The sequence below is a fragment of the Aquimarina callyspongiae genome, assembly GCF_034322225.1.
Taxonomy (GTDB): Bacteria; Bacteroidota; Bacteroidia; order Flavobacteriales; family Flavobacteriaceae; genus Aquimarina.
The window spans coordinates 746,754-770,159 of the sequence record NZ_JAXLPA010000003.1; the positions used below are offsets into that span (position 1 = coordinate 746,754).

A 23,406-nucleotide genomic window follows, 5' to 3' on the forward strand; every position below is an offset into this window, starting at 1 on the left:
TTATTTTTTAAATGACCACTTGTTTTAGTGTAATCCTCAAGGTTACTTTATCACTTCAACCCATTTTCCTTGTGTTCTTACAAGGTAATCATTGTCATACATAGCTTCACACTGGATTCCTGGTAAATAATATTTACCCAAATAAGAAGCATTAAGCAAAATTGTCACTGTTTTACTTTCTCCAGGTTTTAAATCGAAATAGAAGTTTACACGATCATCTCTAATATCGGTATGTGTTACTTTATTAGCTTTGAACGATCCAAAATCAGTAAATCGTGTATTAACTACCTCCCAACCTGATGGAAAAATTTCTGATAAAGCAATATCCTTTACTTTGGAATCCGTTGTATTGGTAATTGTTACTTCGGCTACAAAATCAGTTCCTTGCGTAAGTTGATTTACATCCAATATTCTTCCTTCTCTGGTTTTATAATCTACGATTGCTCTAAAATTACTTTGAATTACTTTTTCTTGCCCTACAGGAAGGATTCCACTGGTTGCTAATTGAACAAATATGGTATTATCTTTATTGTTTTTGAGGAGTAAACTATTGTTTTTAGAAATAGCTAATTCTCCTGAGCTTTCTAAAGTTTTATCTGTATTGGCATTGTTTGATTTACCATTAAGAGTATAATTCACTTGAATTCCTTTACCTCCAACATAGGTGGCGTATTTTGCCATAGCCATTAACGCATAAGATGTAGTTTGTGTACTCATCCATTTTTTGGAAGAAAGTTCTTTTGCCATTTCTACAGCTATTTTTTGTGCTTCGGCTTTTTGATCTAATAACACTAATGTTTCTAGTGCCATCGCTCTATTACGATTTAGAGAACCATAGGTATAATGGTAATACTTTTTGGATGATTCAAAGTTTATACTTGCTGAATTCAGCAACTTATCCGCCGCACTTTTCTGCCCTATTAATCCATAAGCTGCTGCTAATCTAAGTTTCGCATCATTCGATAATCTTGATGTTTCTCGAAGTCTATTCATAGAAGATAAATCAGGGCTGCCTGCAAATGCTAACGTATATAATCGATATGCCTGTGCAAGATCATTATTACCACTTCTCCATCGTTTAGCCTGTTGTTGTTGATAATTAATCCAATTACTCTTAAATCCAATAGGTAATACATATCCTCTTTTATTAGCTTCTAATAAGAAGTGTCCTGCGTATGTGGTTCCCCAATCATTAGGATTACTATATCCAGGCCAATAAGACATGCCTCCATTGGGCTGAATAAAACGCTTCATCTTATTGATTGCAGCTTCGACATTGTATTGAATTTTTTGTTTTTTATCAGAAGATAAATTAAATATTTCATCCAGGAACAACTGTGGGAATGCTGCCGAAGTTGTCTGTTCAATACATCCATGCGGATAACGAATCAAATATTGCAGTCTACTTTCAAAGTTCATTGGTGGCAGTGAGGAAAGCTCTATGGTTGCACTGTTGCTTCCATCTACTCCAAAGGATGCAAAATTAATTTCTTGTTGACTATTTGGTTCCAGGATTATAGATGTCACCTCGGTAGTCATCGGGTTAGGGTTTACAATATCTATAGGCACCTTGTAAGAAGCTTTCTCTCCATTTCCGGTGGCTACTACTTCTATATCTGTAATTGAGGCTCCTTCTATTACTTCTATATCAAAATAGGCCATTTTTTCATCAGGTTGAGAAAAAGATAAATTCTTACTTGCTTCTCCAATCACGGTAAACCCTTTATTCGGCTTTAATGTCACTTTTACATTCTTCACCTTATTCTCCATGGCAAATACAGTAACAGGAATTGTTACTTTTTCACCAGGAGTTATTTTACGTGGTATAGAAGTTAGTACCATCAAAGGTTTACGCACTGGTGTAGTTTTATCCACACTTCCGTAAGCAGCATTTTCTGCATCTGAAGCAACAATCATAGTTCTAACAGATCCTACATATTTCGGGATTCTGATCTCGTGTGATCTGGTTTCTCCTTTTTTAAGTTCAAAAGGTCCTTTATAAACCACCATTGGTTTAAAACGATTTGCTTTTTTGGATTTACTTCCACCTGCTTCAGCATCTCCTCCAATACTAAATATCTGATTGATATTTCCTCCATATGCACCTATGACATCATCGTATATGTCCCAGGTTTTTACTCCTAGCGCTTCTCTGGCATAGAAACTATTCCAGGGATTTGGTGTTTTATATCGGGTTAAATCTAATAATCCCTCATCTACGATTGCTATAGAATACGTCATAGCTTTGCCGCTACTTTCTCCTACTTTAAGAGTTATCGTCTCTTCTGGTCTAAGCACATCTGGCATATTGAGTTTGGGTTGTACTTTGGTCTGCGGATCTTCTACAGATATAGGCACCACCCCATACAATCTTATTGGTAAATCATTGGCTGTCGAGCTATGCGGTTGCAATAAGGTGATATTGATATATACATTAGGCGTATATAGTTCTTCTATAGGTAATTCGAATTTAGTTTCTCCTTTTTGAGGAATTACCCATTGCGATGACAATACTTCGGTCCCGTTTTCGACTGTTACTAACGCTCTTCCTCCTTCACTAGAAGGAAAAGTAACAATTGCTTTTTCTCCTACATTATACGTTTTTTTATCTGTAGAAAATAAAAGCATTGTTGCTGCAGAAGGATCATTTTTTCTTGATTTTCCTGCCCAACCCGGCCAATCAATATATATGGTTTTTCCGGTAGCATGACCCCCATTAGGATCTACTACTCGAACAAGATACCTTCCCCATTCTGGATATTTTAATTCAAAATTAAAATTGGCTTTTCCATTATTATCTGTACTCACCTTTGTATTAAAAACCCGTTCTCTATACGAACTTTGATTATATGACGATAAGTTATCTTCTGATGTATCCCACCACCATCTCCATTTTACTTTGTAAATGGACACTATTAAATCTTTAACAGCTTTTGGATTTCCGTTTTCATCAACAGAAACTACCTCAAACTTATGTTTAGTATCTGTTAATAGCATTCCACGAGCTTTATCACCTTTTGGAGTATTTAATCCTATATAAGTATTATACGGTGAAAAATCTTTTGAGATCACGTCAGTACTAAAATCACCGCCGTTTTCATATACTTTGGTAATAAAGGAAGCTCTAAGCATTCCTGCCGCTTTATTATTAAGCGTAGGTGTTAAGTTAAAACTTGCTTTTCCTTCTTCAGAAATTTTACCTTGAAACACTTCTTGTTCTTCGGTCCTAAATTTTCTTGAAGGATCATCAAATGAATATCCAGGAAAAGTTTTAAAACTAGTTTTCTGTGGCGTAAACCTAACATTGATATCTGTCTGTAGATTTTTGGCAATTGCACCATGTAGCCATAATACTTCAAGATTACCATTAATTTTTTTATTTGCACCTAATACTTCATCATCAAATGTAGTCTTGATTTTTAAACGGTTTGGTTTGATTGTTTCTATTTTTAATGTCTTGGCAAAGCTTGCTCCTCCTACAAGTACCTTTGCTTGCCAATTACCCGTTGGCGCTTCATCAGAAGTATTCACTATAAACTTGTAGAAATTATTAACGCCTTTGGTTTTAGTTTCCTGATAGGTTACTTTTCCGTAAGGGTCTCTTAATTCAAATTTTACCGGATGTCCAACTGGAAGTTTATTTGCATTATCGTTTAGCATAAACGAAAGAAATAGTGTATCTCCTGGTCTCCAAACTCCACGTTCGCCATAGATAAACCCTTTTATTCCTTTTTGTAAACGAACACCGGATACATCAAATTTACTTACTGATAAAGCATTACCATCATTGAGTTTTACATAAGTTTGTTGTCTTCCTGAACTGGCGATTGCAAAAAATGCAGGACCATCACTATCAAAACCGGTCAATCCTTCTGCATCTGTTGTGGCGACTCCTATTTCTTGCTGCTGATAGTTGTAAAAGGTAACTCTGGCATTTGACACTGGATTGGTTGTTATAATATCATTGACTGATATGGTATAAGAATGGTTCAGTCCTTTTTTTACAACAACACCTAAGTTTGAAGCTAGAACGTTGGCAGTTATTTTTCGATCATTATAATAAGAATTGCTACAAGGATTATCTCTCTCGTTCCAATCATAATCGTAATAGTAGTCGTTATAATATTGTGCATTATCCCAAAAACTGGATTCTGAAGCTTCTTCATCATAATTTTCTGCCAGTTCTTCGATAGGTTTAAGATCTGCTGTTTCTCCTTCACATTTATAAAGCGAATATGTTTTTTTAAAATTTAGTTCTATACGATATATCGCACCAGGATCTGGCGTTATTAGTTCTTTTAGATCAATTGCAAAAGCATTCCATTTACTGAGGTTTAAAGATGCATTTTCTTGAAGATTAATCAGTTTTTTAGCTACAGGTCTTGCCACACTTCTTAAATCACCAGAACCATTTAAGTCATTACGCTGAAGAAATTGAAGAATGTTATTCTCGAATACTTTGATTACCTGTACTTCTACAGCACGAAGATTAATTGCTTCAAAATTAAATTTTAAATTATCAGATGTTGGTAAAATCACACCACTTTGTAGTAATCGTATTTCGGGTTTTGGTTGCTGAAAAGATACATTTTCTGTGTATGTACTTTTTAACTTATAATTATCCGTACTACGTATTCCTTCAAAAACTGTTACATTTAATGTTCCCTTTAGTTCCTTTTTAGGATATGCTTTTAGAACATTTCCATCCACAGTATATCTAATATTTCTTGCTCCAGTAATGGTAACAAGGCCGTCAAAATTTTGATTTTTCTTAAGTGGATCTGTAAAATTAATCTCTACATATTGATTGTCAACATTTGCAACTGCTACACTAATTACTTTAAAATTATTTTTACCAGGAATAGAAAGAATATCTTCTCCTTCTGTACTTATGTCAAAAGGTTTACCAGACCATTTAACTGTAATTTCTGAATCATCTTCAAAACGCTGAATACTATCTATTCTAAAACTAAACTGTCTACTGTTCTCTGCAGATTCACTAAAGTTTACTGATATGTTTTTATCTTTCTGAGTTGCTGTAATCAATTGTTTAGCAACATCAAATTTCATTTGATCACTTGACGTCAATGTCCCATCAATATATTGCCAATCTTTACTATATGATTGTAGATTGTCTGTAATTACCGAAAATTGTTGTTTTAGCGTTTTTACACTAAAAACAAAATCTTCATCCAATCCTTCTGCTAATTCTTCTACCAGATCTTCGAGATTTAAAGTAAATGAATACGCTGTATCTTCTTTAAAACCATCCTCTGGTTGAAACGAAATTGTGCGATTATTCACAGCAATTACTTTACCTCTTACTTTTGGAGAAACCTCAAGAAGGTCTTTTGATAACTCTTGATTATCATCCCATTCGGCAACCGGTGTTTGCAAAACAACATATACGTTATCCATTACAGATATTACTCCAGAAGAGACATCAGAGATATAATCGTTATACTTATTTAGTTCTGAAGCATTTGATTCGGCAATAGATTGGACATCCTTTTTTTTACATGAGAAGATAAGTGTTACAAAAAGTAACGAATAGAATATTCGTGATAATCGCATATGGATTGATTTTAGTTGACTTTATAAAAATAAGACATTTTTAGTGTGTAATGGATAATTCTAATTAATTAAAATTTAAGAAAATATTAATCTATCTAGAATTTAGTTTAAAAACAGAGTTGTTATCATAATAAATAAGATAACACAACTTCTTATTTGATAAAAATAAAATGATTTTCAAAACTACAATCCCCTGAAAACAGGGTTTTTGCACTTAAAATACTTATATTCATATTATCTTTATAATAGATAAGACATAACCTATGAATGTCTATAAATCATCATAGTAACCACATCTTAAAACCTAAAATTATGTTAAAAGAAATTTCTTGCTTAGGCAAAATCCTACCTAAAGCACAACAAAGACAAATTAATGGGGGATCTGAAACTCCCGGAGGTTGTCGAGAAGATAAAGGATTTGAATGGAATCCTCTTAAACGATGTTGCTGGTCTTACCAATTAAATTGTTGTTATGACACTATTACCTGCCCTTATCCTTGGCCTTAATATTGAATAGTTAAACCGTATAAAAAGGAGATAACAGAAATTATTTGCAATTTCCGTTATCTCCTTTTTTTGATCTAGTCAGATATTATATCGATAGATGCTACTTAACTATTCTTTATAAATTCCAACCGTTAATTCTCCTTGGGCATTCATTGTAGCTCTATACATTCCTGCAGTATTAAACTCCATAGTCACATTTCCCTGATTGTCAATAGCAACAATACCTCCTGTGCCTCCTAAGTCTGTAAGTTTATTTTGGATTACATCCTTAGCTGCATCTTTAAGAGATGCTCCTTTATATTCCATTTGTGCAGAAATATCATGAGCTACCATACCTCTAATAAAATACTCTCCCCAACCTGTACTAGAAACTGCACAAGTAGCATTATTAGCATATGTTCCTGCTCCAATAATTGGAGAATCCCCTATTCGATTCCATTTTTTATTGGTCATTCCGCCGGTAGAAGTTCCTGCTGCCAGGTTTCCATTTTTGTCTAACGCTGCACAACCTACTGTTCCAAATTTCGAATCTTTAATAATAGGGTCATAAAATGCAGTGGTTTTATTTGCCTCTTTTTCTGCTTCTTTCTTTTTTACTCGCTCTAAGGCTTTCATTCTATTTTCTGTAAAGAAATATGAAGGATCCACCAGTTCAAGATTTCTTTCTTTGGCAAATTGTTCAGCACCATTTCCCGACAGTAATACATGAGGCGAATTAAGCATTACTTCTTTTGCTAGATTTATTGGGTTTTTAACAGTTGTAACTCCTGCTACCGCTCCTGCGTTAAGTGTACTTCCATCCATAATAGAAGCATCCAATTCATTCGTTCCGGCACTGGTAAAAACTGCTCCTTTACCAGCATTAAACAAAGGTGAATTTTCTAAAATATTAATCGTCTTTTCTACAGCTTCTAAGCTGGTTCCTCCATTTTTAAGAATAGTATGCCCTACCTTAATCGCTTCTTCAAGTTTTGCTTTATAAGCTGCTTCTTTTTCCGGAGTCATGTTCTTTTTTAGAATAGTTCCTGCTCCTCCATGAATTACAATCCCAAAGGTGTTGGCAGTTTTTTGAACTTCTTCTTTTTCAACCTCAGAGGTTGATACTTCGGCAGTTTCTTTGGGTTGTTCCTTGCAGGCAAGGAATAAAATAAACCCTAAAAAAATGATTAGCTTCTTCATGTTTTGTCTTAATTTAAGATGATTTGTGTTTACTATAGTCAACTAGTGCGATTCTTCCCTGGAAAAATCTGAAGGTTAAATGTATAACTTTTCCCTCATTATCTTCTAAAGAAATTGATTTATTAAGCTCGAAATCATATGGTTGACCTTTTCCCTGATTAATAGCGATATTATCAGCATATAAATACATTTCATTATCCGATTTAAAAACAGGCTCTATCTTACCATTTATTTCTGGAATTGAACCCGATTTATTAAGAATTATAGATCCTGAACCATTTGTTTTTTCAACAATGACCTTTATATCTTCTTTAGGGTTTATATGTCGAAATAGCACTGCTGGATATTCTGAGTGCGCTATCAGAACAGTATACTGTTTTCTTGAACGGATAATAAAATGTGCCAGCCCATTTTCATCAGAAAACCCTTCTAGATATGTTGAGTTATTAGCTACTAGCACTACTTTGGCATGTTTTATAGCCTTCTCTTTTTGATCAACTATTTTGATAGTAAAAATAAATGGTTTGGGGCTTATCATTGTCGAGAGCTTTGACCATTTATTTCTTAGAAAGGTTTGATCTTTCTTTAATTTTTTTTCAATCAACTCTGCAAGTTCTTCAGGAGATCTATCTTTAAGACTAATGTAGCCGATAGTTTTAAGAATACCCGGAATTTCAGTATCGTCAAATCTTGCAGGTAAAATATACTCTCTACTCTCTTGAAAAGCTCTTGCCTGCATGGATACTCTCTCATGATTTGTCCATAATTTTTTATTATAAAAATCCGAAATAAATAAGACCGTATACTGTGCTCTGTTTTGGTAAATCTCTGATAAGTAATCATATAGATTTTTCCCCCATAAATTTGCTTCTTCAAACAAATCATAGAATACTTTTATTCCTTTTTCTTTTAAACTATTTGCCACCTCCTCCACGTATGCCCTATTCTCTCCTGCAAAAGAAAGTGCAACGTCATATTCATAACTATTATTCTTCATCACTGACTATTTTTTAACGTAAAAACCGACTCTTTTTTTTGTAAAATCATTGCTATTACAAAATTACTTTCTTTATTTGGAAATATTCCTATTTTATTAGGAATTATTCCAACAAAAGTTTTACTTTTAAACCGTAAAAAACCGATACTTTTGGAACCAAAAAAACATATAAAAGGGCGAGGAGCTCAAGGGAAAATTCATAATAAATTCTTTGAAAATCATTATGAAACTAGAAATGACTTTTTAAACTATTGTCACGCACAAGGAGAAGATTCTCATCAAAATCAAACTACATATATTGAAACTTTTCCTAAAACTGTTGTGAATAAGGTAACTAGTCCGGATGTGGGAATGATGTTCTCTTTAAATCCTTACCAGGGTTGTGAACATGGGTGTGTATATTGTTATGCACGAAATTCTCACGAATACTGGGGATATGGAGCTGGGTTAGATTTTGAAAGCAAGATTCTTGTAAAGAAAAATGCCCCTGAACTATTAGAAAAAAAGCTTAAAAGTAAAAATTGGAAAGCACACCCTATATCGCTTTCTGGCAATACAGATTGTTATCAGCCAATTGAAAAAAAACTAAAAATAACCAGGCAGCTATTACAAGTTTTTCTAAAGTATAAACATCCTGTAGGAATCATCACAAAAAATGCACTAATCCAAAGAGATCTAGATATTTTGACCAAATTATCTAAAGATAATCTAGTTGCTGTATTTTTATCTATTACTTCTTTGCAAGAAGAAACACGCAGAATATTAGAACCAAGAACAGCAAGCATTAAAAAGCGATTAGAAACCGTTGAAAAACTAAATCAAGCTGGAATTCCTGTTGGAGTTATGATGGCTCCTATTATACCTTCGATAAATAGTCACGAAATATTATCTCTTTCTAAAGAAGTAGCAAAACGCGGAGCTCATAGTATCGGATATACTGTTGTAAGATTAAATGGTGCTATTGGTCAAATTTTCACTAAATGGCTTGAACATACATTACCAGATCGAAAAGATAAAATTTTACATCAAATCAAAGAATGTCATGAAGGAAAGCTTAATGACAATCATTTTGGAAGAAGAATGTCGGGATCAGGCAATCTAGCAGAACAGATTCATCAACTTTTTGCACTGGCCAGAAAAAAGTATTTTCCTGAAAGAAAGAAAATAGAACTAAACTGTAATCTTCATGAATCCTATAAAGATGGGCAATTGCGCTTGTTTTGAAGGTTTTTTGGTTATTTTTGAATTGTCAACAGCGTTTTAAAAGCATTTATGTGCCCTACTCGAGTTTTATTATTCTCTCTATTATTGTTTGTAAACATATCATATGCTCAGTTAGATGATATCTTGGCCAATAAAACCGCAGAAGATCTTATCACAGAGCTTAATGCTTTAGATCAAAGTAAGATAGATGAAATAACATCCCTGAGTAATATTCTTTACAAAACAGCTTTCGAGAATAATGATGCTGAACGAATGATTGAAGCTCTACAACACTTAAGTACCGTTAGTTTAAATGCTGGTAACACGATTTCTTCTATTGATTATCTGGATAAGGCTGTTACTATTGCGACCAATAGTAATCTTGATAAAAAAGTAATTGCAAGCTTACTAAGGTTAAAAGGCAATCATTATTTTGATATTGAAGAATATGATAAAGCCGCAATTACCTATTATGAATCCCTTGAAATAGCGCAGGAAATCAATGATAAATACGCTTTATGGGCATTACAGACAAATTTGGGTTTTATAAAATTGAGATCCGGAGATCATAAAAAAGCATTAGAAGATTTAAAAATAAGTCTTTCATTAATCCCTAAACTTCCAAAAGATAACCTAGAGCGCGATAGGCAAAATACGATGTTAACTCATGCCAGAATCTGTGAAGCGTATATAAAACTTAACTATCTTGATTCTGCATTGCAAAGCAATAATGATGGGTTAGCCCTTACAAAACTGGTAAAAGTCGATAATATTCACATCGATTTATTAATGCATCGTGGCATACTTTATATGCAAAAAGAGGACTATAAAACTGCCTTACAGTTTTTATATGAGGCAAAAGAACTATGTTCTAAAGCCAATGATGTAGTTTTTTTAGGTAAAATCCTAAATTTAATAGCAGAATGTAAATATGTTCAGGAAAAGTATGATGAAAGTATCGAGATACTTTCAGAGTCTCTAGAAATTTTGGACAAAAACTTTACTAATTCTGACGAATTAAGTAAATGCTATAAACTTCTTGGTCAATCATATAAAAAAATGGGAGATCTTGAAAAATCCAATGATTTTTACGAGAAGCACATTCTAAGTCTAAGTAAGCTTACAAATAAAAAAACTTCTGCTTCAAAAAAAGTACGCGATGTTACTTTTGACAATTATAAGAATGAGATTAAAACACTCGAAAGTCAAAAAAAGAGGCAAAAAAGTAGATTGACATATTCTCAAATTGGATTGGCAGTTTTTGGCTCAGGACTAATTCTTGCTTTGGTATTTTTTCAAAAGGTTAAAAAGAAGAACAGAAAAAAGTTTGATTCTCTACTTTCAAAAATTGAAAAACACGAAAAACAAGATTCCCCTGAAGATAAATCAACTGTAAACATTTCTAAAAAACCTATAATAGACACTAAAGATGATTTATTGGATTCTCACTCCAACGAATTAGATATTAATGACGAATTATATGCTCAGATTTTGCAAGGTCTTGAAAAAATGGAATCACAAGAGTACTATCTTAGAACTGAATGTAACCTCTATAATGTTGCCAAAAAAATAGGAACCAATACATCATATTTATCTAAAGTTATTAATGCACATTTTGATAAAAACTTCAATACTTATATAAATGATCTAAGGATTAATTATGCCATTTTACGTTTAAAAAATGATACTAAGTTTAGATCTTATTCTATAAAATCTATCGCTGGTGAAGTTGGATATAAAAGTGCAGATTCGTTTTCTAAGTATTTTAAAATTCATACAGGTCTACTTCCTTCGTTTTATATTAAACAGCTAAAATCAAAAAGCTGATTTCAAGATTTCCTACATTAAATTCACCCTAAATTTATAAAAATAGGCTTCATAAGACTCCCTTATACCTCTTAACTCAACAATGATATTAATTTACTGATAAACAGTTATTTACATTGCATAATCACACCCTTTTTTCTTCAATATGGGGTAGCTTTACTTGTTATTATGTTTTTTTTGAAGGTACTTTGATAAAGTATTATAGGAACAATTCCCTTAGTAAAGACATTAACAATGAAAAAACAAATTGGTTTATTCGCTTTAGGTATACTTGCTGGTCTTTTAGTGTATGGAGTTTTCACTTTTAACACTGTAGAAGATAAATCTAATGCTATACTAAAAGTGCTGAAATCAAATTGTGAATGTGATCAAATTAATCAATTTTTATATGTAAGAGGTTTAGAAGTTTCTGAAAAAGGAATCTCAACCGAAACAGCAGAATATGAATTAAAGAATTGTAAATATTCTGATGTAAAAAAAGAGGCTGATCGCATCAATCAATTATTATTAAATAAAGTAAAAGGTTATGAAGATATTGATCGTTTTACATTGGAGTTTGTAAATCGAAATAAGACAAATCTAATAACCATTAACAATGGAAAAATCAATTATTAAATTATGATAGCACTAACAAAAATTTTATTGAATATAATTTTGAACTATTTTTTATTACTTATTGAATTTGTAATAAGTCTATTTTAATAAAGACAAAACGATCAAAAAATGAGCATCAAGATATCAACGGGTAGGCGATTCATCAGCGCCTACCTTCCCACTCTTTATAAAATTGTTCTAAAAATTCTTCCATAAAAGAATGTCTTTCCAAGGCAAGTTTCTTTCCGGTTTCGGTATTCATCCTATCCTTAAGTAGGAGTAACTTTTCATAAAAATGATTGATAGTAGGAGCTGTAGAAGATTTATATTCTTCTTTACTCATATTCAAATTAGGTTCAATCTCAGGATTGTATAATGCCCTGTTCTTAAATCCTCCATAATTAAAACATCTTGCTATACCAATAGCTCCTATAGCATCTAATCGATCTGCATCCTGGATTACATCTAACTCTGGAGATTTAAATTTTTGTAGTGTGTTTCCACCTTTAAAAGAAATATTTTCAATGATGTGAATTACATGATCAATAATATTTTTATCTACAGAAAGTTCTTCTAAAAATTCTTTTGCCACTTTGGGTCCTACTGTTTCATCACCATTATGAAATTTAGAATCAGCAATATCGTGCAACAATGCACCTAAAGAAACGATTGTGAGGTCTACATCTTCCTCTGAAGCTATTAGGTTGGCATTTTTATACACCCTATCTATATGAAACCAATCATGGCCTCCTTCTGCTCCCTTAAGTTTTTCCTTAACAAAATCTACAGTTTTTGCTATCAACAAATCATTTGTCATAACAAAACAACAATTACTTTACTAATGCAGGCTTTACCCACTTAAATTCAAAAACTTCTTCAGGAACCACCAGTCTTTCACTGATTCTTTGCATTCTTGCCGGTAATTTCATAAGAAAATCGCGAGCTTTTTCTGCCTCATCAGTAAGTCCAACTATTTTATCAATCTCCCATCGATCAATTAATCGTTGCATAATATCTATATAATCCTGAGCTGTATACACCCCTATTCGTTGTGCTGAATTAGAAAACTCTTCGAATGCAGTTCCTATTGCCTCACCTGATTCTCTAAGAAAATGCGCTGGCATAACAATTTTATGCTTCATCATATCTTTAAAAGCTATCATCATTTGGCTTGGATCTACTTCGAAAATACTACTTACAAATTCACTATAAGCATTATGATGCCTCATTTCATCACCTGCAATAATCTTACACATTTTTGCAAGAGATTTATTAGAATATTCCTTTGCCATTTTTGCCACACGATTATGGGATATATATGTGGCTAATTCCTGAAAACTTGTGTATACAAAGTTCTTATATGGGTCTCGATCTGTTCCTATATCAAATCCATCATTAATCAAATATTGAGTGGTTCTTTCTACCTCGATCATATTTACTCTTCCAGATAAATAAAGGTATTTATTCAATACATCTCCATGACGATTTTCTTCTCCTGACCAATATCTAACCCATTTTGACCAAGCATTACCTTGGCTTCCTTCATGTTGATTAATACCTTCTACATCCATAAGCCAGGATTCATAGGTTGGAAGAGCCTCCTCGGTTATGGTATCTCCTACAAGAACTACCCAAAAATCATAAGGAAGTTCTTTGGCAAGTTCTCTTAGTTCTTTTACTTCTTCAAAGAAAGTTTCTTCATTCTGAGAATCAGGCAAGAAATCAGTTGGTTGCCATATCTTATCTACTGGAATTAGAAACTTATCTATAAAAGAATCAACCTTCTTTTCCAGCAATTGCATTACTTCTAATCTTATATTATCTAAAGCCATTATAGTATATTGTATGGTTATGTTTTAATAGATGATGTGACCCTTTCTTCGACAGTTTCTAACAAAGTCTCCACTTTCATTGAGTCAACAGATATAGGTTCTTGTACTTCTAATGTTAAATGCAGGCCCACTCCCATAGGAAAGTTACCAAACCTAACAAGTTTCCAGCTATTATTGATGGTTACCGGCACTACTAAGGCTTCTGGTGCATTTTTAAATAGTATTTTTAACCCTGTAGCAGCAAAATTTTTGGGTTTCCCATCTCTACTCCTAGTTCCTTCAGGAAAGATAACTCCTGAGAGTTTATTTTTAGCAATAAATTTCCCAAATTTTGATAGCTCCGGAATTGATTGTTTTGGATTTTTCCTATCAATCAAAGCGTGTTCTCCATTCCTAAGGTTAAAAGAAATACTTGGTATCCCTTTCCCTAATTCAATTTTGGAAATAAATTTAGGCGTATATTTTCTCATAAACCAGCTAATCATCGGGATATCAAACATACTTTGATGATTAGATGCGATAATCAATGGAGTATTTACTGGTAACTGATGCCTATTTTTATAACTTACTCTGCATCCCAGTAAATAAAGACACCCTAAAATGGATAAGTTTAAATAATTTATGGATTTCCTATGTCCTCTAACACCTCCAAGTTTTATCGCTAACCATTGTATAGGGTGAAATATAACTAAAACAAGCCCAAAGCACAGATAAAACAATATGCTTAATGGATACGATATTATCTTTTTAATTAACTCCATATTACAACCTTTCAAGATCATTTAAAGCAAGGTTAATTCAACCTTAAAGTCTTGTTGTACTTAAAAATAGAATTCATAAGGCATCAACTTATTTAAATCATAATAAATGCTTTATGAAGCCGCAATGTCTGATATTATTTTCAGTTAGCCAACAGTTTATTAACTTAATTATAACGCCAAAAATCTTAGCATCTTAATTCTAATAAGTCAATCAAAATAATTTAGTTAATTTATTATTTATTTTGATAGATTTAGTACGAAAAATCTGTTTTTTCTATTAAAAAAACCGCTTGCTACTGCAAACGGTTTAATATTATTTTTAACACTTAAATAATAGATTTTTAGCAGTGCTCATTATAAGCATCTTTAAGGTTTTCTGCAATCATTTCTGCAGGTCTACCTTCAATATGATGTCTCTCAAGCATATGAACCAGTTCACCATCTTTAAACAAAGCCATTGATGGCGATGAAGGTGGGAAAGGTATCATATATCCTCTAGCTTTATCAGTTGCTTCTTTATCTACTCCTGCAAAAACGGTAACTAAATTATCAGGTTTTTTGTCATTTTCTAGAGAAGCTCTTGCTCCTGGTCGAGCATTGGCAGCCGCACAACCACATACAGAGTTCACTACTACAAGAGTAGTTCCTTCTTTTGTTATTGCTGAATCTACCGCTTCTGTTGTATGCAATTCTTCAAAACCTATATTTGTAAGATCTTCGCGCATTGGTTTTACTAAATCTGCTGGATACATATTTCTTATTTTTTATTGTATTACAATTTTGTACAAAGGTACAAATTATGTACCATAACTACTCAACTGTCAAGTAGTCGCATAATTATATTTAAATTTTATTTTGGTAACAAATTCAAAACATTGTGGACTTATATAGTATAAAATCAAAAAAACCAGATTTTGATTAATTACGATTATCTTTACAACCTTAAAAAAAATTAAATGATTAAATGGTTTACCGCCATATTAGGATATGTCTTTTTTAGATTTCCAGGAGCAATACTTGGATTTATTCTTGGCAGTCTTGTAGATACTACTACCAGCAAAAAAAGCGGTGGTAGCTTTAAAACCGTATTTACGCAACAAGAACGTGTTACTCCGGCTGATTTTGAACTTAATTTACTCTCTCTTTCTTCTATTGTCATAAAGGCAGATGGTCAAATTAATCAAACCGAGTTAGATTATGTAAGGCAATACTTTGTGAGTGCTTATGGAAAAGAAAGGGCGAATGCCACTTTCAGGACTTTTAATGAGATTATAAAAAAAAGACAGATTTCTCCTCATAGAATCTGTTTATATATTAATCAGCATACTCGATATCCTGCAAGATTGCAAATTTTACATTTTCTTTTTGGAATCGCCAATTCTGATGGAAGTGTTAGTACGTCCGAAGCTGAAGAAATTCGAAAAATAGCAGGGTTTCTACGTATAAACTTCAGGGATTTTGAAAGTATAAAAGCAATGTTTTTCAAAACCGCAGATCACGCTTATAAGATTCTTGAGATCGAGAAAACTGCTTCTGACTCTGAAGTTAAAAAAGCTTTCAGAACCATGGCCAAAAAGTATCACCCTGATAAAGTACAACACATGGATGAAATACATATCAAAGGTGCTGAAGAAAAATTCAGATCGGTTCAGAAAGCTTATGATCAAATTAAGAAAGAAAGAGGTATGAGTTAAATTCTGATCTACTACAAAATTAATTTTTAAAAACCCTCTTTTTAAGTGCTTTCAAAAATCTTTTCCAAGGTAAACTTGTTGTGATTTTAATCTCTTCTGAGATGGTTGTTTCTTCATCTAAGAATTTTAAAATCTTACTTATTTTATTTTTTTGAAATAATTTAGAGAACAAAGTAGCTCCATATGAATTGTCTTGATGTAAAACATCTAGAAACAACAGGTCATAATACCAAAAACGGCTTCTTTTCTCAAACCCGGTAAAATCAGTATCTGTTTTCAAAAAAGTGACCAGTTTTTTTATTTTCTTAAAAGAAGAATTAAAAGTGTATCCTGTACTAGGCTTTGTCCATCCTCCAGCGGTACCTATATGCAAGATGTTTTTAGAATTTTGATGTCTAAACTCGTAGCAGGTCATCGGTATGCATCCTTTTTCTTTTTCTACAATTGAATACTCTTTTATTCCCTTTTCTTGTAAATACTTGACAATTTCTTCTTCATATTCCTTCTCTTTCAATAAATCTACAGAAAATAACGTATACTCAAATAATGCTTCGGTTTTAGAAGTAGGCAACACATACATAAATCTTGTATTACTTCTTTGATCCACCCTAAAATCCATAAAAGTAGCAATCTTATCATCAAATGAAGGGACCTTTGTCTTCACAAACCATCCTACAAAATGCTGATTCAAAACAGGGTATTGGTTTTGTTGTTTGTATTCTTGAGATAAGACAACACTATTCAGTAGTTTATTTCCTTGATACAAGTTACTATCTGTGCTTACTTCAACTAATGTCCCTTTATCTTTTAAAGTGATTACAGTTTCTTCAGAAATTGTAATGTTTGGTTTATCCTTCAAAATCTCAAGAATAAAGCTATAAAAATCCTTGCTTCGGATCATTCTATAATGATAAGGAGCTATTTTTATTTTTTTAGAAAAAGAAGAACTTCCAAAAAAAATAGTATTCCATTTTTTACTCACTAACTTATCCCAATCTGTTCCAGTTCTTACATCTGTTTCCCAAAAACACCAAGTACGATCATTTTGTTTTTTTTTGTCTTTGTCAATCAATAAGACTTTCTTTTCATCAAAAAAAGGATCTAAAACCATATGGTACACCAACAGCAAGCCTGAAGCGCCCATACCAGTAATTATGTAGTCATATTTTTGCATATTCAGATGTTAAATATATAAGTAAAAAATAGTAATCCGTTTATATCTCAAAAAATTTGGAACGGTTTTTTATATATCTTTAACATCCATAAATGAATACTATGAGACAGATTATTATTTTTATATTATTTATCGCACCTTTTATTAGTATTAATGCTCAAGAAACTGATAAGGTTGACCCTCCAATGATTGTTACAAAACTTAAATCTGGAAAAACATTGAATCTGGATAAAAAAAGTATCAAGTTTATGGGTGTAACTGAAGATTCGCGATGCCCAACTGGAGTAAGTTGTGTTTGGGAAGGTCAAGCGAAAGCTGTGATAGGTTTTTATGAAAACGATAAACTTATTGAGCAAAAAGTTTATGTTTTTGGAAGCAGCAGTATAAATCCTAATAACATGGAAGAATTATTGGATCAAGATAAAACTAAAGTATATGGATATACTCTTAGCCCTTATCCTTCTTTTGGCCAAAAAATTGAAGCAACTGATTATTTTCTGGAACTAGTCGTTAAATAAATGTTACTTATCAAATGAATACTATTGTATTTCTTTTCTTTGCCTGATGATTTCTAATACGGCAAAAGCTCATCTCTCCTTATTAAGTGTCAATATTATTTATGGTGCTAATTACTTAATAGCAAAAGGACTAATGCCCAACAAAATTGAAGCTTCTGCCCTGGTTTTTCTTCGAATAGCTGGTGCAGGTTTTTTGTTTTTTATTATTAAATATTTTATTAAAGAAAAGGTTGATCGAAAAGATATTCCGCGGTTGGCATTATGTGGTCTTTTGGGAGTAGCTACTAATCAGTTTTTTTCAATGAACGGATTAAGTCTCACATCTCCTGTAGATGCAGCTATCATCGTAACAGCGATGCCTATTTTTACAGTCATCATAAGTTATTTTTTACTTAAAGAGCCTCTAACCTTACAACGTGTTCTTGGGATTTCTATAGGCGGATCCGGAGCAGTATTATTAATTTATCTGGGTAATTCAAGTTTAGGAACTGGTTCTTTATTAGGTAATCTCTTTATTTTTATTAATGCGTTGTCATTTGCATTTTACCTGGTAATCGTTAAACCACTTATGTCTAAGTACAAACCCATTACCGTAATCGTATGGACTTTTATGTTTGGGTTTATTTTCATGTTTCCCTTCTGCATAGAAAAATTAATTCAGACTGATTTTACAGCATTTGATTTTTCTAGCTGGACTTCTTTATTCTATGTGATTTTGGGGCCGACATTTTTAGCATATTTTCTTAATATGTTTGCATTGCAATATGTAAAACCAACAGTTTCTAGTAGTTATATCTATGTCCAACCAGCTGTAGCGATGCTATTGGTGGGGTTAATTTCTTATCTAGTGGTTAACAGCCAATATCAAGGGGATATTACTGTCACTAAACTTTTATGTTGTATTTTAATTTTTGCAGGAGTATATTTAATCAGTAGTAAACCAATAAGTTGGTTAAAAAAGTAAATTATTTTCTTTTGAAAAGCTGTTTTATACATAAGCTAGCTGGAATTATCACACCAACAGAAAGAATAGCATAAAGAACGCCTAGTCTTAGTACATAACTAATTATAAGAAAAGTCAGAAATAAAATAAACAAAAAAGATAACCCTCCTTTTAAGTCAGAAATAAATTGACTTTTATCAGATTTATAATCTAAATAATAAGCGATTAAGATAATGACTAGTGACATCCTCCACAAGTGCTGTCACAAGAAGAATCTGATTTTTTCTTTGATGATAAGAAAGCAGGTTTCCAGAAGAACTTTTTTATCAAAAATCCCACTGCTATCGCGAAGATTAAAAGTACTATTATATTTTGGATAAGGATATTCATATCATATGTGTCGTATAAAAATACGAAAACTTATCGTATTTGTTTTATTTTAAAATTTGGTATGCTATAAGTGCCACTGTATATGCCAGTAGACTCATAGATATTAGTTGCACCATTGGCCATTTCCAACTATTGGTTTCTCGTTTTACTATTGCCAAAGTACTCATACATTGCATTGCAAAAGCATAAAACAATAGCAAAGAAATTCCGCTAGCCAAATTAAACAATGGAGCTCCTGTAACCGGATGAACTTCTGCTGCCATTCTATTTTTTATTGTCTCCTCTTCATCACTACCAACACTATAGATTGTTGCGAGCGTTCCTACAAAAACCTCGCGAGCAGCAAAAGAACTAATGATCCCAATCCCGATTTTCCAATCATACCCCAAAGGAGCTACAATTGGCTCTATTCCTTTACCTGCATATCCAATAAAAGAATATTCTAGTTTATAAGATGCTACTTTTTGATCCAACTCTTCCTGAGATAGATCTGTATAAGTTGAAGCAACCACTTCTTCAGCATTATTAAATTTTTCATTAGGTCCAAAACTTGCAAGAACCCATAAAATAATTGAAATCGCTAAGATGATTTTTCCTGCTCCAAAAACAAAAGCTTTTGTTTTTTCGATCACATTGATTACAACATTTTTAAATAAAGGCATTTTATATCCTGGCATTTCTACAACAAAATAAGATTTGCTCTTTATTTTCAAGATCTTATTAAGTATCCAAGCAGATCCAACCGCAGTAGCAAAGCCTAGAAAATACAACAACATAAGCGTAAGACTTTGGTAACCAAACACCCATCCTATTTTTTCATCCGGAATAACCAATGCTATTATAATAAGATATACTGGTAATCTTGCTGAACAAGTAGTAAATGGAACCACTAGAATGGTAATCAAACGTTCTTTCCAATTCTCGATATTACGAGAAGCCATTACAGCAGGTATTGCACAAGCAGTACCTGAAACTAACGGCACAACACTTTTACCACTCAACCCAAACTTTCTCATTACTCTATCCATTAAAAAAACAACACGGCTCATGTAACCGCTTTCTTCGAGAATAGAAATAAAAAGAAATAAAAATGCTATCTGTGGGATAAAAATTACGATTCCACCTAATCCAGGAATAATCCCTTCGGTAATAAGATCTACTACTGGCCCAGAAGGAAGTGTAGATTTTGCGACCTCACTTAACCAAGCAAAACCTTCATCGATTAAATCCATTGGATAAGAAGACCAATCATAAATCGCCTGAAATATTAATAACAATATTGCAAAGAAGATAAAGTATCCCCAGAATTTATGTGTTAGAACTCGATCCAACCTAGCACGCATTCCGGTAGCTGCTTTCTCATCTATTGTTTGACCTTTTTTGAGAACGTTATTAATAAATTGATATCTCTTTATGGTTTCTTTTTGCTGTAGTCGTTTTAATTCTCCTTCAGATTTAATTTCAAAATCCGGAGCAATAGCTATCTCTTGTTTATTTATTGCTCTAAAGTTTACATCTTGTGTAATGACCAACCAAAGCTTATATAGCGATTGATCGGGAAATGTTTTTTGTAATCTTTCAAAATAATCTGGAGCAAAAGACAATGCATCAACGCAAGGTCTTTTAGGCAATGAACTATATGATTCTATCAATTTTTTAAGCTCGTCAATACCTTCTCCTTTACGAGCACTAATAAGCGCTATTTTGGTATTTAACTCTTTTTCAAGTAATGGAATATCTAATGAAATTCCTTTTCGACTCATACGATCCGCCATATTGATTACCAAAATGGTAGGAATCTCTAAATCTTTGATCTGAGTATATAATAATAGATTGCGTTTTAAATTTTCTACATCACTTACAACAACAGCAACGTCAGGAAAATCTTTGTCATTTCTATTCAGCAATAATTCTATGACTACATTTTCGTCAAGAGAAGAGGCGTTAAGGCTATACGTTCCAGGCAAGTCCAAAATATGTGCTTTGACTCCTCTGGAAAGCTTACATACTCCCTCTTTTTTCTCTACTGTTATTCCCGGATAATTTCCTACTTGTTGATTTAAACCGGTAAGCAAGTTAAAAACCGATGTTTTTCCGGTATTAGGATTACCAATAAGTGAAACTTTAATTTGCTTAGCCATAAAAGGGGTAATATGTTTTTATATAATTTGAACTTCAATCTGAGCGGCCATTTCTCTTCTTATTGCAAGATGGCTACCATTTATAGTAAGATACATAGGGCATTGAAAAGGAGCTGTGTGTAATAATTGCACTTCATTTCCAGGCAAACATCCCATTTCTAATAACTTCAATGGTACTGTATCAGAAGTAATTTCTTTGATTAAAGCTCTTTGACCTCTTTTGAGGCTGGCAATTGTAGTCTTCAAGCGTTTATTTAGATTAATTTTAAACTAGACAAAAGTAGTGGAAAAAATTGTATCCAAAAAGCTAAATTTTTCAAAACCTTTGATTTATAAATCAAAGTCTTTCATTCAACATCAGAATATTCTGTATTGCAATTCAGTTTTTCCACCTTTCATTTAAAGGCATATACCCCATTTTCTATCCGAAATCTTTGAAAATCAACATTCTCGGATATCCTCAAACTCAGGCCAGAGTATTTTCATCAATATCTAAATTTAGAAATAGGCGGAAACCGAAAAGCCTTAAACAGAGTAGGTATTTACTCAAAAAACCTTACGATGATTTCAAATTTTAAAACCTTCGTATTTATGATCTTCTGTGGTTTCTTCATAATTTCTTGTGAAAAAACAGAATATAGTTCTCCAGAAGATGCAATTATTGATCAACAAGCTTCAGATAATAAAGTTGAAGTGATTTTAGAAAACGGTAACAAAATAAGTTTTCAAACCATTAATGATGGTGAGCTCAAAGGCACTTTTTTATTAGAAGAAAGTGATTGTGAACAATGTTCATTTCTAACAAATATTGGTGAACTAATAGAGGATCCTACAGCACAAGAAATCTTTTGGGCTATTTCTAAACCCGATACTCCTATTCCTTCATTTTTGAGATTAAAAGATAAATCTGTTTTTAAAACAAAAAAAGCACAGGGATGGGCTAGAAGTATATCCAGAGATTTTCCGATTGGCACTGGTGGTTCTTCACGAATTGTTGCTTGTACAAATTCAAAATTCACAAGTTCTATCGCTGGTGGTTTTTTAGGAACTCCAGAATTTATTGCTTTAGACAAAACTCCTAATAATTATGACGGTTTTGTAAATGATTGTGCAAGTCTTACTCCTTCTGCTTGTAACAAAGGGCCACGATATAAGCTTCATGCTACTATGCGGGGTATTAAAAAATGGAAAGGAAAAATCTGTAGTAAAGCGGTTCAGAACAGTACAAATGATCATTACATATCTAATTCTCCTTCGGGTAGTATATGTCAAAGCCCACCGTGTAGTTCTTATAGAGGGCCAGAGTTATATTTTGAATATTTTGCTAACGGAAAGTGGAAATCTATGAAAAACCCTAATTCTGCTATCCCTCAAGGCTTTGAGGTTCCTGCAAATACCACTAAAGTGTATACCTATTCATGGAAAACGAATGTTAACACTTCTTTCCGTTTAAGAGTTAAAAACGCTATGGGTAAAGATCAATTCGACTTTATGATGGATCGTGTGGATGTAGTTACTGGTGGTGGTGATGGCGGAAATGGCACTGGAAATGGTGGTGGATCAGGAAATGATGGATCTGTTATCCCAGATTATATCAGTGTAAGCAATGATTCTTACATGATTGTTGATTTCACCTCTATGGTTGATGATCAACCAAGTCCCCAAATAACCATTCCTTCAGGTGCACTAGAAGCCTATTTTAATAATGAAGGAGGAATTGTATTACCAGAAGAATTTTGTGGTATAAGAATTATGAGCGCCGATAATTTTCAATGGATGAATAGTGACAATGAAGTGGTAGCTAACACCACTTTTAACAAAGTTGGAGATTTATATAATTATGGGGATTTCAATTATGCTTTAGCAGGTATAGAGTTTTCAGGTCCTTTTGACAATTGTGAAAATAATAGTAACAATTGGGATTTTGAATATCCCTTAGCCAATAATCAACCCACAGTATTTAATGAACCTCTTAAATTAATGATTCAATTAATTGACATTGGCTCTGAAGTGATATTTTTGGAATAAAAAACACCCCTAATTACCCTGTAATTTCAAAACCTGAGTTGTCT

Annotated in this window: 19 protein-coding genes; 8 read left to right on the forward strand and 11 right to left on the reverse strand. The window is 32.7% G+C overall.

The window, feature by feature from the left end; genetic code table 11:
• Positions 1–42: 42 nt before the first annotated feature.
• A complete protein-coding gene (locus U0D62_RS15525) occupies positions 43–5,574 on the reverse strand; it encodes an alpha-2-macroglobulin family protein (protein WP_322288223.1) in 5,532 nt (1,843 codons plus the stop codon).
• Between the two features lie 312 nt (positions 5,575–5,886).
• On the opposite strand from U0D62_RS15525, the gene U0D62_RS15530 reads away from it, so the two are divergent.
• Entirely contained in the window at positions 5,887–6,081 is a 195-nt protein-coding gene (locus U0D62_RS15530; RefSeq protein WP_322288224.1) for a hypothetical protein, read from the forward strand.
• A gap of 108 nt (positions 6,082–6,189) precedes the next feature.
• Here the strand turns inward: U0D62_RS15530 and U0D62_RS15535 are convergent, their stop codons facing one another.
• Together U0D62_RS15535 and U0D62_RS15540 are read right to left on the reverse strand one after the other, a co-directional pair.
• On the reverse strand, positions 6,190–7,260 hold the full coding sequence (locus U0D62_RS15535) for an isoaspartyl peptidase/L-asparaginase family protein (RefSeq protein ID WP_322288225.1): 1,071 nt from the start codon (positions 7,258–7,260) through the stop codon (positions 6,190–6,192).
• Positions 7,261–7,273: 13 nt separating this feature from the next.
• Positions 7,274–8,257, reverse strand: a complete 984-nt coding sequence (locus U0D62_RS15540) for a toll/interleukin-1 receptor domain-containing protein (protein ID WP_322288226.1) — start codon at positions 8,255–8,257, stop codon at positions 7,274–7,276.
• A gap of 150 nt (positions 8,258–8,407) precedes the next feature.
• On the opposite strand from U0D62_RS15540, the gene U0D62_RS15545 reads away from it, so the two are divergent.
• From U0D62_RS15545 to U0D62_RS15555, 3 genes are all read left to right on the forward strand, one after another.
• Positions 8,408–9,481: a PA0069 family radical SAM protein gene (locus tag U0D62_RS15545; RefSeq protein WP_322288227.1), complete on the forward strand. Its 1,074-nt coding sequence runs from the start codon at positions 8,408–8,410 to the stop codon at positions 9,479–9,481.
• Positions 9,482–9,529: 48 nt separating this feature from the next.
• Positions 9,530–11,287 carry an AraC family transcriptional regulator gene (locus tag U0D62_RS15550; protein WP_322288228.1) on the forward strand — a complete coding sequence of 586 codons (1,758 nt, stop codon included), beginning with the start codon at positions 9,530–9,532 and terminating at the stop codon, positions 11,285–11,287.
• Positions 11,288–11,521: 234 nt separating this feature from the next.
• A complete protein-coding gene (locus tag U0D62_RS15555; RefSeq protein WP_322288229.1) occupies positions 11,522–11,902 on the forward strand; it encodes a hypothetical protein in 381 nt (126 codons plus the stop codon).
• 142 nt (positions 11,903–12,044) lie between these two features.
• On the opposite strand, the gene U0D62_RS15560 is transcribed toward U0D62_RS15555, so the two are convergent.
• The 4 genes from U0D62_RS15560 to U0D62_RS15575 all read right to left on the reverse strand — a co-directional run bounded on the left by U0D62_RS15560 (position 12,045) and on the right by U0D62_RS15575 (position 15,226).
• Entirely contained in the window at positions 12,045–12,698 is a 654-nt protein-coding gene (locus tag U0D62_RS15560) for an HD domain-containing protein (protein WP_322288230.1), read from the reverse strand.
• 13 nt (positions 12,699–12,711) lie between these two features.
• Positions 12,712–13,713, reverse strand: coding sequence for an acyl-ACP desaturase (locus tag U0D62_RS15565; RefSeq protein ID WP_322288231.1), 1,002 nt, complete (start codon positions 13,711–13,713; stop codon positions 12,712–12,714).
• Between the two features lie 17 nt (positions 13,714–13,730).
• A complete protein-coding gene (locus tag U0D62_RS15570) occupies positions 13,731–14,474 on the reverse strand; it encodes a lysophospholipid acyltransferase family protein (RefSeq protein ID WP_322288232.1) in 744 nt (247 codons plus the stop codon).
• A 341-nt stretch (positions 14,475–14,815) separates the two neighbouring features.
• The gene (locus tag U0D62_RS15575) at positions 14,816–15,226 is read right to left on the reverse strand and encodes a BrxA/BrxB family bacilliredoxin (RefSeq protein ID WP_322288233.1); all 411 of its coding nucleotides are present in this window, start codon (positions 15,224–15,226) and stop codon (positions 14,816–14,818) included.
• A 204-nt stretch (positions 15,227–15,430) separates the two neighbouring features.
• On the opposite strand from U0D62_RS15575, the gene U0D62_RS15580 reads away from it, so the two are divergent.
• Positions 15,431–16,168, forward strand: a complete 738-nt coding sequence (locus tag U0D62_RS15580; RefSeq protein WP_322288234.1) for a TerB family tellurite resistance protein — start codon at positions 15,431–15,433, stop codon at positions 16,166–16,168.
• Between the two features lie 19 nt (positions 16,169–16,187).
• Here the strand turns inward: U0D62_RS15580 and U0D62_RS15585 are convergent, their stop codons facing one another.
• Positions 16,188–17,342, reverse strand: coding sequence for a lycopene cyclase family protein (locus U0D62_RS15585; RefSeq protein ID WP_322288235.1), 1,155 nt, complete (start codon positions 17,340–17,342; stop codon positions 16,188–16,190).
• A 101-nt stretch (positions 17,343–17,443) separates the two neighbouring features.
• Between U0D62_RS15585 and U0D62_RS15590 the strand changes: the two genes are divergently transcribed.
• Positions 17,444–17,860 (forward strand): hypothetical protein, encoded by a 417-nt coding sequence (locus U0D62_RS15590; protein ID WP_322288236.1) that lies wholly within the window; start codon positions 17,444–17,446, stop codon positions 17,858–17,860.
• Positions 17,861–17,906: 46 nt separating this feature from the next.
• Positions 17,907–18,824 (forward strand): DMT family transporter, encoded by a 918-nt coding sequence (locus U0D62_RS15595; protein ID WP_322288237.1) that lies wholly within the window; start codon positions 17,907–17,909, stop codon positions 18,822–18,824.
• Positions 18,825–19,040: 216 nt separating this feature from the next.
• Here the strand turns inward: U0D62_RS15595 and U0D62_RS15600 are convergent, their stop codons facing one another.
• The 3 genes from U0D62_RS15600 to U0D62_RS15610 are packed head-to-tail and all read right to left on the reverse strand — an operon-like array spanning position 19,041 to position 21,580.
• Positions 19,041–19,193 carry a FeoB-associated Cys-rich membrane protein gene (locus U0D62_RS15600; protein WP_322288238.1) on the reverse strand — a complete coding sequence of 51 codons (153 nt, stop codon included), beginning with the start codon at positions 19,191–19,193 and terminating at the stop codon, positions 19,041–19,043.
• Positions 19,194–19,237: 44 nt separating this feature from the next.
• Positions 19,238–21,334: a ferrous iron transport protein B gene (gene feoB / locus U0D62_RS15605; RefSeq protein WP_322288239.1), complete on the reverse strand. Its 2,097-nt coding sequence runs from the start codon at positions 21,332–21,334 to the stop codon at positions 19,238–19,240.
• Between the two features lie 18 nt (positions 21,335–21,352).
• Positions 21,353–21,580 (reverse strand): FeoA family protein, encoded by a 228-nt coding sequence (locus U0D62_RS15610; RefSeq protein WP_322288240.1) that lies wholly within the window; start codon positions 21,578–21,580, stop codon positions 21,353–21,355.
• Positions 21,581–21,895: 315 nt separating this feature from the next.
• Between U0D62_RS15610 and U0D62_RS15615 the strand changes: the two genes are divergently transcribed.
• A complete protein-coding gene (locus tag U0D62_RS15615) occupies positions 21,896–23,362 on the forward strand; it encodes a hypothetical protein (protein WP_322288241.1) in 1,467 nt (488 codons plus the stop codon).
• Positions 23,363–23,406 lie beyond the last annotated feature (44 nt).